Source organism: Legionella saoudiensis (genome assembly GCF_001465875.1).
Classification (GTDB): domain Bacteria; phylum Pseudomonadota; class Gammaproteobacteria; order Legionellales; family Legionellaceae; genus Legionella; species Legionella saoudiensis.
Window position 1 is genome coordinate 174,061 of record NZ_LN901324.1, and the last position, 14,962, is coordinate 189,022.

The following is a 14,962-nucleotide window of genomic DNA, read 5'->3' on the forward strand; positions in this document are numbered from 1 at the left end:
TACCCATGCCTACATCATTTACCTTACATCCTATTGCCCCATTTCGGCTGGATTATACGGCCATAGCATTACGTAGAAGAAGTAAAAATCTGGTCGATAGCTGGGATGGACACTATTACACACGCGTATTGAACCTAGAGAATCAACTCATTAGAATAAGGATTGAACAAGTTAAAAACTCTGATACTCCAGAGCTTTGTGTCACCCTCGATATATCAATTCCTGATTCGCTACAAGAAAAAATAACGCAAGTTATTAGTATGCTTTTAGGGTTAAAACGAGATGTAACAGGCTTTTACAAAATGGCCAGGCAGGATGGGAGATTGAGTTCTTTGGTAACTCAATTTATGGGGCTTAAACCACCTCGTTTTCCTTCTCTTTTTGAGGCTTTAATGAATGCGATTTCCTGTCAGCAAATATCGCTTGATGCTGGCCTCCAAATTCAAAATCGCTTAATTCAGCATATTGGCATGAGCGTGAATCATAATGACCAAGAGTTTTATGCATTTCCAGTTGCTGAGGAGGTAAGTAAGTGTTCTTTTACTGAGTTAAAAACGATTGGTTATAGCGCCCATAAGAGTGAAACGATTATCCGCCTGGCTTCTGCGCTAAAAGAGGCACCCTCTCTTTTTGCGTGTTTGGAAGATAAGCCGAGGGATGAGGTAGTTCAATTTCTTCGTCAGTTTAAAGGAATAGGGCGTTGGACCGCTGAATATGCTTTATTGCGAGGGTTAGGGCGAATTGAGGTATTTCCAGTAGATGACATTGGTGCGCAAAATAATCTCCGAAATTTGCTCCATCTAGAAGATAAGCTTGATTACAAACAAACTACAAAAATCACCGCATCTTGGTACCCTTATGCAGGATTTGTCTATTTTCATCTATTATTGCAAAAACTCTCTGAGAAAGGAGCGATTTAAAATGGCAACAATTGAAATGAAACAGATTTATGAAGCTGCAGAAAAAACAGATGGGTTAGAATTTTAATAGACAGACTATGGCCACGTGGGATTAAAAAAGCAGAAGCTGATATTGATTTATGGCTTATCGCTCACCTGATGAGAATTTCTTATGCTCCATCGATTTAATGGAGCACTATTTTTAAGAGCTAAAAGAGGATTTGTAGTCAATATTGTCTCTTAAAGCTACGCATGCTTAGGCATTCATTGCTAATGCAAAAGCCAATTCAGCTCCCAAGCGCACGTTATTTTTTATCAAAGAAATATTTGCTTTCTGGCTTAAGCCTGAGGTTGCTTTCGTTACCTCTTTTAATAGAAAGGGAGTTATCTCTTTACCAGAAATATTCAATGCCTCCGCTTTCTTAACGGCCGCGTCAATCACTGGCTCAATTATTTCCATAGGAATTGAATCGGCTTTAGGAATCGGATTCATAATCAGCAAGCCAGAGGCTAAATTGAGTTGCTGTTGTACTTCCACCAAAGTCTTTAGTGTGTTTACATTATCAGCACGCATAGTCAACTTATAAGCGGTTTTGTCGGAGTAAAATGCGGGCAGAGTGTCAGTCTTATACCCAATGACCGGTACGCTATAGGTTTCGAGAAACTCTAATGTTTTAGGCAAGTCTAAAATGGCTTTTGCCCCGGCGCAAATAACGGCAACAGGGGTCTGGGATAGTTCAATTAAATCAGCCGAAATATCCATATCTGTTCCACGATGAACACCACCAATGCCACCGGTTGCAAAAACTTTGATCCCTGCGGCATAGGCACAAAATAAAGTTGCTGCAACAGTAGTACCGGCAAAATGTTGTTCACTAAGAACAAAAGCTAAGTCACGCTTACTGGCTTTAAGAACATTTTTGCTTGCTGCTAAGCGTTCGAGTTCTTCAGAGCTTAAACCAATTTTTATTTTTCCATCCATAATCGCAATGGTTGCGGGAACTACTTGCTGGCTGCGGGCAATTTCTTCTAAAGCAAATCCTGTGTGTAGATTATCAGGGAAAGGCAGGCCATGAGTAATGACAGTGGACTCCAACGCAAGCACAGGTTTATTTGCACTAAGGGCGGTGCGGACTTCATCAGAATATTCAAGAAAATGGTGCATAATAAAAGCTCTCTATACAGTTAGTGAAAAACATTCTAAATCGGAAAAACTAAAATTACCTGCTACGGTTTTACTTGATTGCAGGGTGAAATAAGCGGCAGCAGCACCTAATTGACAGCATTCCTCAAGCGGCATTTGGCGTTGCAAGCCGGCTAGTAGCGCAGCAATAAAGGCATCACCAGCACCACTGACGTCGACAAGACGGGGTAATGGAGTAGCAGGAACATAATGAGTGCCAGACGGTCTGGCTAATAAATAACCTTCAGCACCAAGGGTAATAAGTAGATTTTTCATGCCTCGTTGCAGGAGTACCTGTGCTGCATGAACTCCCTCTGCAAGTGAATTGATGGGCATATTTGCTAAGGCACTGGCTTCCTGTCGATCAGTTTTAAGCAGATACACTCCATGTAAGTCATAAGGTAACTTGGCTGATTTACTAACGGAGACTGCATCGATACATAAATAAGGAGTTACGCCTAAGCTTATTGCGTGAGCAATGAGGTGCGCGGGAAGGTTGGTGTCGATAAAAACCAAATTATTTTTAAAATCCTCACTCCAATGCTTCACAAATAAATCTGTGGGGATGTGGTCAAAAATATGCATATCGGATAATGCTGTATACAATTCGCCATATACATCGAGCACTGCATAATAACGAGCAGTACTTTGCTGTTTGATAATCAGTGAACGCTCAGTATTAATGGCGCGAGAAGCTAAATTATTAAGTAAACTTTGACCTTCGAAGTCATCCCCTAAAACACATTGCAAATGGACGAGTTCCGGGATGGTTAAATAAGCCAGGTTACTGGCCACATTATGGGCTACTCCACCAAAAGATTGGAATGAGTCAATAGGATTTGATGAACCTAACTCAAGCGGTGCTAAGCTTTTTAATTTATAATCAACAGTCGCTCCACCGACACATATAATGCGCATCATCGTCTACGTCCTTAAATAAACTAGCGTCCTGTTTTATGCTTTAAATTTATTGATAAATCAATAATTATTTTTAATTAAGACTAAAGTACGCATAGGATAGGTTGATTAGCATAAAATATTGTTATGTACAGGAAAATCTTGTTGTGACTTACTCGGCTACAGCTAAAGCCCAACAAACTGAAAATTATCACTTTTAAAGATTCAGGCCATAGTACTAAGCATTGATTGTTTGATATTGTTTTGCTCTGCGTGTATAATGATTTATCAAGAAATGTCATTTTAATGGGTAAACATGGCTTTATTTATTCTCGATTTTGATGGAACAATCGCTTCTGGAAATACTCACAATGCCGTCGCTCATCTTACTAAAATGGATGATATGTGGGAAGTTATTAAAGAAATTCCGCCAATAGGAAGTTCAGACATTTGGCGAGACACCATTCGCTCTATTCTTGTCCAAGGTCATAGTCTTGCCATTGCATCGTTTAATGCCTATGGAAGTACAATTATTCCACGATATTTGCAAGAAGTAATCGGATTAACTGAGCAGGAAGTTCAAAATATACACATTGAATCCTGGCTGCCATTACATCCTAGCGAAGCAAATAAAAATGAGCATATTGCCTATTCTATAAAAGATATGAAGTACACGGGGTTACCCGTGAGCATAGTTTTAGTGGATGATGATGAAAAAAATATATTGGCCGCTAGTCAAAAAGGATATAAAACAATTCAGGCAACTGGTAATTACATAGAACATATTCAGCATCTCAGCGAGGACTGGAATTATTCAGCCCCTCCTAATAATTTTATCTATCAATTTTTTAAAGCGATCAGCATCAGTCAAAAAAAACCAAAAGATACGCCCACTCCAGATTCGGATTCAAATTGTATCATCATGTAAATCTCAAAAATTAATAATTTGTTAATCTTTACCCAATATAATTATCCAAAAAGCACTTGATGAGTGCGCTTAGAAATTATGTAATGTACCCCCTGGAGAGCTTAATGGCTAAGGTTAGTAATAAATTAGACCCTCATTCGAGAGAAAAAAAGAATAAGTTACCTACACAAGGAGCTATTCTGCAACTGTCACAAAAAGCTCTTCAGCAGTTTGCAGAGTCTGATTCAGTTAATATTGTTGAAGATGCTGAGCAGAAGTTAAAAATTGTAAGACTTCTTGATCAAGAGGAGAATTCTATTTATTTTCTGGTAACAGAAAAATTAGGTGCTGGTGCATTTGGAGAAGTGTCATGCGGAATTCAACTTGATATTCAAAGTGGCACAGTAATTCCTAATACAGAAGTCGCAATAAAAATCACCGATTATAGTGCTGGCGGTACGCTTGGAAAGCTCGATGTAGAAAGCGCACGCAAAGAAACTGAGCATGAATATAATATTCTTAGCCGAATTCAGCAGTCTAGGGGATTCTCTCTAGGAGAGCGTGTCAAAAATGTCAAACAAGAATTTGAAAACATTACCATAGAACGAGAAGTGAAGGTCCAAGAAGCTGTAGTTGCTATGCCTTTGCATCCTGGGAATGATATGAAGAACAAAGCCCATAATGATAAATACAGTTATGGTTCGCTTAGCTTTGTACAATTGGCATCGACCCTGTGTGCTAATTTAAAATTACTGCATGACAATAATATTATTCATTCTGATTTAAAACCTGCAAATATCATCTGGGATGCCGAAACTGCTCAGGCAAATATTGTTGATTTTAACCGCGCTAAATTAATTTCTAATAATGAAACTCATGTTTATACAAGCGCTTCTTCAGATAGGGCCTATATGGCAGCGGATTGTTTTACCGACCGTGGATATAGATTTTCTAAGGCGAGTGATGTTTATTCTTTAGGAAAAATCCTTGGTGAAAAATTCGATATAACCCTTAAAAATGGCCAAAAAGAAACATTAAATAATAAGCATTATTTAAGTTATGAGCAATTAATGACAAAACATTTTCTGGAGAAAATGACATCTGCCGATGAGTCTCAACGACCTACGATGCAAGAGTGCCTGCAGTTTTTTACCCAAATAGAAAATAAAATGCAGCTTGATTTAGAGCAACCAAACAATCGAATGCGTCTAGAATTAAGCAGAAAGATAATCAGTTTGGAGGTATACGCCAATCAACTAAAGGGGGAAATTGCAAATCAAAGTCAATTTGGCACCTTGTTGACAGCAACTGGTTTAACTGCTGATAAGCATAAGAAATATGAAGAAACAATCAAAGCCATGGAACTATTAACTCAGGCTTTATCTACGCCTCATATTGATAAAGAATTACTAAAGTCTTATCAGCAAGAATTAAAACGACTTGATGCAAACGCAAATGGCTTCTTTAGCTTTAAAGGTAGATTTAATAATATAATTGGTAGCATAGATAAATCTATAACTGATCAAAATGAGGAAGAAAGTAGTATTATTCCAGTTATGTGATACGTAGTTCATCTGCATTATCTAGAATCATAACCAGTGTAGCTTGGTTACCTGAAACCAGGCTTCATCAGTTTGAGCTTATAAAAATCGTAGCTCTTATCGTCTCCGAATAAACCCATAAACTTACTGCATACTTAATACCACTTTTTCTATTTCAGGAAGATTGCTCTCTACCTCCGTAACCTGTATCGGTTTATCCAGTAGTATTTGCAAGTTATGAGGAATAGGAATGGGGGTGTTCAGCAAGGGCTCAATAATTTGGTTAAATTTACTCGGATGGGCTGTAGCCGTAATAATCCAGGGTTTTGGGGAGAGTTGTTGCCGTACAAAATAAGCCGTAGCTGTGTGTGGGCAAATCATATATTGATATTGTTTATAAACAGATTGAATCATACGGCTAATCTCAATATCGCTAACGCTAAATGCGCTAATATTCTGCTTCATTAAATCAAAGGTATTAAATAAATAATGTAAGCGTTCAAAATTGCTAGGATTTCCTACATCCATAGCGTTAGCCAGTGTACTGATGCTGGTTCTTGGCTGGTATTCGCCGGAGTGTAAATAATCTTCGATTACTTTGTTGGCATTTGTGGCCAGCGCAATTTCTCTGATCGGAAATCCCATGAGTTTGGCAAAATATCCGGCGGTAGCATTACCCAGATTTCCTGTAGGAACAACATATCCCGGAGCTTTAGAATGGCGTTGATAAAATTGCATGCTGCTGTAAGCATAGTAAATGATTTGCGGAAGCAACCGGCCAATGTTGATGCTATTAGCACTGCTTAGCGCAAACTGTTTGTTCCAGGTGGGATTGGTAAACGCTGATTTTACCAGTTTTTGGCACTCATCAAAGGTACCATTAACGGCAAGAGCACGAATATTTTTATTGCCCCAACAGGTTATTTGCTGCTCTTGTCTTTGGGAAATCAATCCTTTGGGATATAAGATAATCACATTAACATTGGGTTTATCATAAAATGCGCTGGCTACAGCAGAACCTGTATCCCCGGACGTCGCCACCATTATCGTTGTTTTGCGTTCAGTAAAAATTTGATTAAGGCATGCTGCTAAAAAGCAGGCGCCAAAATCTTTAAACGACAAGGTAGGGCCATGAAATAATTCCAGTATGTAGGTATTTTCGTTTAATTGATTGAGAGGAGCGGGGAACGAAAAAGCATTGTGGCATATGTCTAATAAATTACGTTCAAGAATATCCCCTTTAAAAAATGCATGCAGTACTTTTTCTGCAAATAAGGGATAGGATAATTCGCCAGTAAACGAGGAGAGTTCAATTTTTGGTATTGATTGTGGAATAAATAAACCACCATCCTGAGCTAAACCACAACGTATGGCTTCTGTTAAGGAGCTTCGTAATTGCTTATTTCGGGTGCTAATAAAATCCATCATTTTCTTCTAGTTGAGTTATTTGTGCGGGATGTTTGCCGATTTGCGAAATCCAATAATCTGCAGCAATCTTTTGTTTTGCTAATTGTTCACTCATGGCACTTTTGATGCGTTCAGCATCCTGTTTTTCTCGCGCTAAGGCAAAAATGCTTGGGCCTGAACCGGAAAATGAAACTCCTAAAGCTCCAGCATTCATAGCGGCCGCTTTAATTTCATAAAAACCTGGTACGAATTGAGCACGCTGAGGCTCAATTAATACATCGCTTAGGGCTGCCTGCATCAGTGAGAAATTCTTTTCATAAAGTGCACTGATAAAGGCAGCCAAATTTGCTGATTGCTTCACATAATCTTTTAATGGAAGTTGCTCTTTCAGAATCTTTCGTGCTTGCAGGGTGGAAACATACAAATGAGGATGTACCAGCACACAACAAAGTTCAGGAACAGGTAATTGAACCACCTTAATTGGATTTAGCGAATGAATAAGCGTAAGACCGCCAAAAATACAAGGCACGACATTGTCGGCATGTTGTTGGCCGCTGGCTACTTGTTCTCCAAAAAGCGCATGATGTGCGAGCTCCTCGCGAGATAATGGGGTATTGAGAAAGGCATTAAACGCGGTAAGTGCTGCAACCGCTGAAGCTGCAGACCCACCCATTCCTGAGCTTAAGGGGATGCCTTTTTGAATATGAATGGAAAAACCAACATCTAAATCTAATTCCTGACATAATTTTTGGAGCACGGCAGAGGCTGTGTTTTCCTGAACATTTAATGGTAATGTTTCATGTGGGAGTGGATTAATCGCTTCAATAATAATTTTATTATCTTGCCGACGGGTTAAGCGAACGTAGTCTCCAACGTCTTCCAGAGCAAAGCCGAGAATATCAAATCCAATGGCGACATTTGCGCAAGTAGCTGGAGCAAATGCTGTGGCTGAGTGCATATGTGGGTTTAACACCATATCTTCTCCTTAAGATAAAAAAGATACTAAGCGCAGTAAGTCCGCAAATATACCCGCTGCAGTTACCTCAGCGCCTGCTCCGGGACCTTGTATCACCAAAGGTTGTTCTTGATATCTTTTGGTATAAAACACCAGCATGTTGTCAGAGCCTTGCAGTCGTGAAAAAGGGTGCTCCTGTGAGAATGAATCGATAGAAACATGCACCTTGCCATCATAACCAATAGAACCTACGTAGCATACCTTTTTCTTCTCAGAGATTGCTTGAGCTACCAAATGTTCCATACGAACGTCATAGGCTGGGAGTTTTTTTAGGAATTCATCGACAGAGCATGATTTTAATTCTTCGGGAACCAGATCATGAACTTTTACATCGCTAAGATTCACTGCAAAACCTGCTTCACGTGCCAGGCATACAAATTTTCGACATACGTCCATTCCTGATAAATCCTCACGAGGATCCGGTTCTGTATAGCCACGTTGTTTGGCTTCAATCACAATATCGGAAAACTTACGATTTTTAGTTAGCTCATTGAAAATATAGCTAAGTGTCCCGGATACAATACCTTCAATTCGCTCAATTTGGTCGCCTGTCTTGATTAAATCTTGGAGCGTATTAATGATGGGTAAGCCGGCGCAAACGGTTGCCTCATAAAGATAATGCAGATTTTTTTGCTGAGTTAATGTCTTTATTTCCTTGTAATAGTCCAAATCCCCGGCATTCGCATGTTTATTTGGTGTAATTACATGAATACCTTTTTTGAGGAATCGTACATACTCCTTAGCAATTTTTGCATTGGCAGTACAATCAATGATAACGGCATGCGGGATGTCATCGACAATAATATGATCCATGAATTCTTCTAGATTGGCTGATGTTTCAGAAGAAATAAGCTGTTCACGCCAATTCGATAAATTAATGGAGTTATGAGACAGCAACATTTTAGTACTGTTCATAATACCGCGAACGAGCAGATTTGCTTGGGAGCTGAGTTTTAGCTGCTCTAATGCATTATTAATTTGCCCTAATAAAGCGCTACCCACATGGCCAGGACCAATAATACCAATAGAAATTGTTTCACGAGAAAGATAAAAACCTGCATGAATTGCTTGCAGTGCTTTATTCATTTCATTGCTATTAATTACTACGGATATGTTGCGTTCAGAAGAGCCTTGAGAGATGGCTCGAATATTAATATTTGCTTTGGCAAGAGAATTAAATAATTTACCTGGCCCTTCAATATTACCAATCATATTATCGCCTACGACAGATAAAATACCGCAAGCTCTATTAAGTGAAATTTTTTGAATTTGTAAATGCTCTATTTCAAATTGCAAATTATCTTCCAAGGCTATTCTAGCATTTTCTGCATGCATGTCCGCAACCGCAAAGCAAATGGAATATTCGGAACTTGCTTGGGCAATTAAAATAACGGAAATATTTTGTTGATGGAGAATCTGAAAAACGCGAGAGGCAATTCCTGAAACTCCAATAATACCCGTCCCTTCGATATTAATCAGGGCCACGTTTTGAATCGACGTTAGCCCTTTAATGGAGTGTTGCGATTTTTCTAAAGCTTCAGTAATTAAGGTACCCTCAGCCTCTGGGTTCAAACTATTTTTTATAATTATAGGTATTTTATGCTCTAAGGCGGGTGCAATAGTCATGGGATGCAAAACCCTAGCACCAAAATATGCTAATTCTAATGCTTCATGATAAGAGATGGTGTCGATTACAAAAGCGGAGCGAACCTGATTGGGATCCGCGGTATAAATTCCATCCACATCCGTCCATATAGTGATGTCTTTCGCTTTGAATAATTTGGCAAAAATGGCCGCAGAAAAATCACTGCCATTTCGTCCTAAAGTAGTCCGTTTACCCTCTAAGCTGGAGGCAATAAAACCTGTGATCACCAATTGATCAAAAACTTGGCCTTGGAGGAACTCATCCAAAGCTGCTTGTGTCTTTACCCAATCAATACAGATCATCCCGTTTTTTTCAAATACAAATAAAACGGTTGATGCATCCAGATATAAGACTTGATTAAATTTTCCAAGATAGGCCGCTAAAATTCTGGCCGACCACAGCTCTCCATATCCAAGGATAATATTTTGTATTTCTTTCGAGTAGGAGCCTATTAATTGTATCGCATGTAAAATATCTTGTATTTCGATGAATTCTTTCGCTATAGGTTCTTTAATTTCAAGAGGATTATCTAAGGCTAAAGCATCGATAATATCTAAATGGAATTTTTCAAGCTCTTCCAACAGATGCAGATAAGGAGCTTTTACTTTGGCTGCGTCAAGCATAAATTGTAGGGAGGAGGTGGTTCCTTGAGTGGCTGAAACTACAATGAGTTCGTTCTTACCTGTAAGCAATTGCCTTAAATTTAGAAAGCGGCTTGCCTGGGCAAGACTAGTACCACCAAATTTATGTACGCAATAGTCATTATCAATATCTAGCATAAGCACGACCTTAACTGGGCCAAAGACAACTGCAACTCGATGTCCTTATGCAATGCATCGTATTTGACAAAAATCAACATTGTTTAATAATAGTACAGTGTCGCGGTTTTGCTTAGAAATGGGCTGTTTTTGGCCTGAGATAATTCATCTCATAAAGATAAGAAATAGAGAACAGTTTCATAAATAGAATTTTCTTTTATTTTTAAGGACAGGTTAATTTTCCTTAGAAAAGTGTTACTTTAGATGGGGTAAAAAATTATTACTAAGGACATTGAGTTTACCTATGGACAGGTTGTCTGGCAGAAATAAAATTAAATTAAAAAAGCGCCTCGTTCCAGTCATAGTGATGGAGTTATTCGTTTTCCAGATTTTTGCAGCCCCGGTTTCCTCAACTAACTCCATATCAAATGAGTTAAGTTCTTCTCCCGATGACGTGACACAATTGTTATCTACCTTGAAACAAGAAAATAACAGTTTAATCCCTACGACTCCATTAAGCTCGAGCTTAAAAAAGCTGGAGCAGGAAAAAAAACGACAAAAAGAAAAATATAATGTGGATTGGGGAGTGAATTATATTCCTTTATGGGAGTATTCTTCTTCGGGTTATCCTAGTGAAAATGCATCAGGAAGTACCTATCAGTTTTTTGGCACCTACAAACCGAAAGCATTTCAACAATTAAAAACTACCTTAGGGTTAAAAGTGGAAGGTAATCATCGTTATAGTGATGTTGCGCCTGGAAATTTTGCTGAGGAAATTAATTCGGCCATCTTAACTACCTCAGGTTACAGACCTTACCCTTTGGCAGTGACAGAACTATGGGTACAACAAAGCCTTATACCCAATGTTTTAGCCTATCGTTTAGGCAAAATTGATTTAACCTCAATTATGAATTCTTATGCTTTTGACAGTAGGCAATTTTATTTTTTAAGTAATGTATTTACGAAGCATCCAGCTACAGCAGTACCGTCTAAATCTCCGGGCGTGGTGCTTGGGGCGGCCTTAGGTACCCATTTTTACACTGCTTTAGGTGCTGTAGGCCTTGATGGAAAGGATACCACTTCGGGTTTTTCTTCCTTTGATCAGGGAAAGTTTTTTACGGCTTTGGAAGTAGGGTATAGGGATATTATTACTAATCCTCAGTCGGATAATTATCATATTTTTCTTTGGCATGTTCCGGATCAACCGGAAAAGCAACAATTAAGCGATCAGGGTATTTCGGTGGTTCTGCAAAAAAATCTATTTAATAAATTTATTCCTTTTGTAAAATTAGATTGGAGTCGAGGTAGGGTGGCGACGTTTAATAAATTATTTATTGCAGGCTTTGGCTTACAGCATCCTTTTTATGGTTCTATAGGCCTATGGGGTCTTGGGATGGGTTATGCGCAACTTGCTGAGGATGCAACCAATCAGACTATTTTAGAAAGTTTTTATCGCATGCAGCTTACGCGCCATTCTCAATTAACGCCTAATATTCAATTTATTAAAACATTACCAGTTAATGGGCATCAGCCAATTGCTACTGTTTGGAATTTAAGGTATAGGATTGCGGTCTGAGGGTTACAGGAGCATTATATCATTATGGTTGTAAAGCTCCCCGTTGAGCCACTGGGTTGTTTCGCTGCGCTCGCAAAAACATAACCACGAAGCAATTGATGATATGAGTTGCTTATAAATCACTTGTTATTTCCGGTTTTTTTATAATCGTGTATTATAAAAAACTTCCTTAAATTCATGTGGATGGATCCATAAATGAAAATAAAAAAATCTTCTTTACTAAGCTTATCGTTGTTGTCTGTAGCACTACAAGCTCAAGCAGAGCAAATGCCTAAAGACGCAAGTCCTGTGACTGCTCAGGCCAATAAAAATTTTATTCAGGCATTACCGGTTAATGATACACAAGATTTCACTGATGCAAGCCGGGGGCTTATTGAAACTGTCCCCAATTTAGTCATTAAAGATGCTCAAGGACATGTAGTTTGGGATATGACTTCTTATGGTTTTTTAAAAAACAAGCAAGCCCCAAATTCAGTAAATCCAAGCTTATGGCGCCAATCGCAACTGAATATGAATTATGGCTTGTTTAAGGTTATAGATAAGGTTTAGTTTTGATTTATCGAATATGACTATTATTGAAGGAAATACAGGGATTATTATTATCGATCCATTAGTGTCTCCTGAAACGGCAAAGGCGGGTTTAGATCTGTATTATAAAAACAGAGGTCAAAAACCTGTTAAATCAGTAATTTATACCCATAGTCATATTGATCACTTTGGAGGGGTAAAAGGGGTTGTTGATCCTAAAGATGTAGCTAGCGGACGGGTATCTATTTTAGCTCCAGATCATTTTCTTGAAGAGGCCGTGAGTGAAAATGTTTATGCGGGTACGGCAATGGGCCGTCGCGCGCTTTATCATACGGGAGCTATTTTAGCAAAAAATGAGCGTGGGCAAGTAGATAGTGGTTTAGGAAAAACAGCCTCCTTAGGTGCCTCTACCTTAATTCCTCCAACCGATATAATTAAACAAACAGGCGAGCAGCGCACAATCGATGGGGTCACTATGGAGTTTCAGATGGCGCCCGGCACGGAAGCTCCGGCTGAAATGTTAATTTATTTTCCTCAATTTCATTTATTAGACGCTGCAGAAGATGCAACGCATACAGTTCATAATCTTTATACTTTGCGCGGAGCTCAAGTTCGTGATGCTAAAACATGGTGGAAGGTACTCAATACAGCAATTAATCGTTATGGGGATAAAACTGATGTAGTCATTGCCCAACACCATTGGCCAATGTGGACAAAGGAACAAGTTATTCCATTTTTAGAAAATCAGCGCGACGTTTATAAATTCATCCATGACCACACCTTAAATTTAGCAAATAAGGGATTTACGCCTGTAGAAATTGCCGAACAAATGAAACTGCCGCAAAGCTTGGCGAGTAAATGGTACGATCGGGATTATTATGGTTCTATCAACCATGATTCGAAAGCAGTCTATCAACGTTACTTAGGATGGTATGATTCAAATCCTGCCCATCTTTATCCTTTACCCCCTACAGAATCTGCCAAACGCTATGTTGAATTTATGGGTGGGGCAGATGCAGTCATTAATAAGGCGAAACAATCCTTTGATAAGGGGGATTACCGCTGGGTAGCAGAAGTAATGAATCAAGTCGTTTTTGCTGAGCCAGAAAATCAAGCAGCTCGAAATTTAGAGGCGGATGCTTTAGAGCAACTAGGTTATCAAACAGAAAATGCAACTTGGCGTAACAATTTTCTCATGGGGGCGCAGGAATTAAGAAATGGGATACCTAAAATTAAAATAGCAGGTACGGCAACTCCTGACATAATCAATGCCATGTCTGCTGAAATGTTATTGGATTATTTAGGAATTCGAGTTAATAGTGAAAAATCAAAAGATAAAGAATTACTAATACGCTGGCTACAGCCTGATACGAAAGAAGCTTATCTCTTAAAATTAAAAAACTCGGTGTTGATTTATGACAAAGAAGCAAAGGCTTCTCCCATTAAACCCGATGTGGAGTTAATCGCCAATAAGGGGGATTTTGCAAACCTCAGTATGGGAATTAATTCATTAGATGATGAGTTGAAAAATGGCCGTGTGCAGGTACAGGGAGCAGAACCAAAGCTTAAAGAATTTTTCGCTATGCTTGATGAGTTTAACCTGATGTTTAATATTATTTCACCTAATGCAGTGAAACATGACCTATCCTAATTTAGGTAACCTGGTTGCGTGAAAATTTATGACACCGCTTAAGGCTCCAGCAATTGAATCTGGAGCAAAGCTGTTGGCGGTGTCTATAAATGGCTTGTTTGTGCTGCTGGGAACATCCAATTCGTTAGCATGGTATTTGATTAAAAAATACTGAAACTGTATTAGTATTGGTACCTGAAACCGAAGATTCAAACAGACCCCCTTGATTACCGGGAATATAGGTTAATGTGCAACTACCACCTGGAGCCAGGGGTAAATTACAATTATTGGTTATTGAGATTCCAGAGCCAGGGTCAATTGTTGCGGTAATACCCATAGCTGGATCACTGCCATTATTGGTAATGGTAATGTCTTGGGGGGAGCCTGCTGTATCCGCTGTGCAAATCGTGACATTTGTAAGATCTGCGCTGATGGATGTGGGAGGAATTGAACAAACAATAGCTTGCATGTCAAAATAAGTTGCCGTTGTATTTGATCCTTTAACCAAAATATTACTAATAGCAAAAGAGACAGGGCTACTAGTATTAAAAGAAATAACGCAACTATTATGTGGATATAAATTCGTAGGACACGAATTATTGGTTATGACATAGGTGTTAAAATTAACATCCTGGGAATATGGGCGAATATTTTTTGCGATAATTGCTGAGTTATTTTTAATTGTAATAGAGCCTGATTGTGGTAAGCAGGTGCTAGATGGTTGGCTAATTACAATGGAGCAATTTTGCAATAAATGATTGCATGGTTGTACTGCTATATTATTGGTGATTCCAATGGCTATATCTGCTTTTAGCGTAGAGATTTTTTCGGCGTATACGTAATTACTTGTCAATATTAATAAAATTAAATTTTTCCATAAATTATTTTTCACAATAATTAATTCCTATAAATGATAATTTCTTTTAATCTATTAGCAAGTTTATTTGGTTTTTTAAAACTTAGATAGCATTAAAAG

13 protein-coding genes are annotated in these 14,962 nt (G+C 38.6%); 7 read left to right on the forward strand and 6 right to left on the reverse strand.

The window, feature by feature from the left end:
• Positions 1–5 precede the first annotated feature (5 nt).
• Positions 6–920 carry a DNA-3-methyladenine glycosylase family protein gene (locus tag BN3124_RS09850; RefSeq protein ID WP_058534635.1) on the forward strand — a complete coding sequence of 305 codons (915 nt, stop codon included), beginning with the start codon at positions 6–8 and terminating at the stop codon, positions 918–920.
• Between the two features lie 66 nt (positions 921–986).
• On the forward strand, positions 987–1,088 hold the full coding sequence (locus tag BN3124_RS17570; RefSeq protein ID WP_407927394.1) for a hypothetical protein: 102 nt from the start codon (positions 987–989) through the stop codon (positions 1,086–1,088).
• A gap of 67 nt (positions 1,089–1,155) precedes the next feature.
• On the opposite strand, the gene BN3124_RS09855 is transcribed toward BN3124_RS17570, so the two are convergent.
• Both BN3124_RS09855 and BN3124_RS09860 read right to left on the reverse strand, forming a co-directional pair.
• Positions 1,156–2,067 carry a pseudouridine-5'-phosphate glycosidase gene (locus tag BN3124_RS09855; RefSeq protein WP_330140024.1) on the reverse strand — a complete coding sequence of 304 codons (912 nt, stop codon included), beginning with the start codon at positions 2,065–2,067 and terminating at the stop codon, positions 1,156–1,158.
• 9 nt (positions 2,068–2,076) lie between these two features.
• Positions 2,077–3,003 (reverse strand): carbohydrate kinase family protein, encoded by a 927-nt coding sequence (locus tag BN3124_RS09860; protein WP_058534637.1) that lies wholly within the window; start codon positions 3,001–3,003, stop codon positions 2,077–2,079.
• A gap of 292 nt (positions 3,004–3,295) precedes the next feature.
• On the opposite strand from BN3124_RS09860, the gene BN3124_RS09865 reads away from it, so the two are divergent.
• Positions 3,296–3,907: a hypothetical protein gene (locus tag BN3124_RS09865; protein WP_058534638.1), complete on the forward strand. Its 612-nt coding sequence runs from the start codon at positions 3,296–3,298 to the stop codon at positions 3,905–3,907.
• A gap of 104 nt (positions 3,908–4,011) precedes the next feature.
• Entirely contained in the window at positions 4,012–5,448 is a 1,437-nt protein-coding gene (locus BN3124_RS09870) for a protein kinase domain-containing protein (RefSeq protein WP_058534639.1), read from the forward strand.
• A 123-nt stretch (positions 5,449–5,571) separates the two neighbouring features.
• On the opposite strand, the gene thrC is transcribed toward BN3124_RS09870, so the two are convergent.
• Genes thrC through thrA form a run of 3 tightly spaced genes read right to left on the reverse strand, consistent with a single transcriptional unit; the run spans position 5,572 to position 10,273 of the window.
• On the reverse strand, positions 5,572–6,855 hold the full coding sequence (gene thrC, locus BN3124_RS09875) for a threonine synthase (protein WP_230849127.1): 1,284 nt from the start codon (positions 6,853–6,855) through the stop codon (positions 5,572–5,574).
• Positions 6,839–7,810, reverse strand: a complete 972-nt coding sequence (locus tag BN3124_RS09880) for a homoserine kinase (RefSeq protein WP_058534641.1) — start codon at positions 7,808–7,810, stop codon at positions 6,839–6,841. Before BN3124_RS09880 ends, thrC begins: the two co-directional genes overlap by 17 nt.
• Before the next feature lie 9 nt (positions 7,811–7,819).
• Positions 7,820–10,273 (reverse strand): bifunctional aspartate kinase/homoserine dehydrogenase I, encoded by a 2,454-nt coding sequence (thrA, locus tag BN3124_RS09885; protein ID WP_058534642.1) that lies wholly within the window; start codon positions 10,271–10,273, stop codon positions 7,820–7,822.
• Between the two features lie 283 nt (positions 10,274–10,556).
• On the opposite strand from thrA, the gene BN3124_RS09890 reads away from it, so the two are divergent.
• The 3 genes from BN3124_RS09890 (at position 10,557) to BN3124_RS09895 (ending at position 14,007) form a co-directional block, all read left to right on the forward strand.
• A complete protein-coding gene (locus BN3124_RS09890; protein ID WP_058534643.1) occupies positions 10,557–11,828 on the forward strand; it encodes a carbohydrate porin in 1,272 nt (423 codons plus the stop codon).
• 195 nt (positions 11,829–12,023) lie between these two features.
• Entirely contained in the window at positions 12,024–12,377 is a 354-nt protein-coding gene (locus tag BN3124_RS17400) for a hypothetical protein (protein ID WP_230849128.1), read from the forward strand.
• A gap of 16 nt (positions 12,378–12,393) precedes the next feature.
• Entirely contained in the window at positions 12,394–14,007 is a 1,614-nt protein-coding gene (locus BN3124_RS09895; protein ID WP_230849129.1) for an alkyl/aryl-sulfatase, read from the forward strand.
• A gap of 124 nt (positions 14,008–14,131) precedes the next feature.
• Here BN3124_RS09895 and BN3124_RS09900 read toward each other — a convergent pair whose 3' ends face one another.
• The gene (locus BN3124_RS09900; protein ID WP_058534644.1) at positions 14,132–14,878 is read right to left on the reverse strand and encodes a hypothetical protein; all 747 of its coding nucleotides are present in this window, start codon (positions 14,876–14,878) and stop codon (positions 14,132–14,134) included.
• Positions 14,879–14,962: the final 84 nt, after the last annotated feature.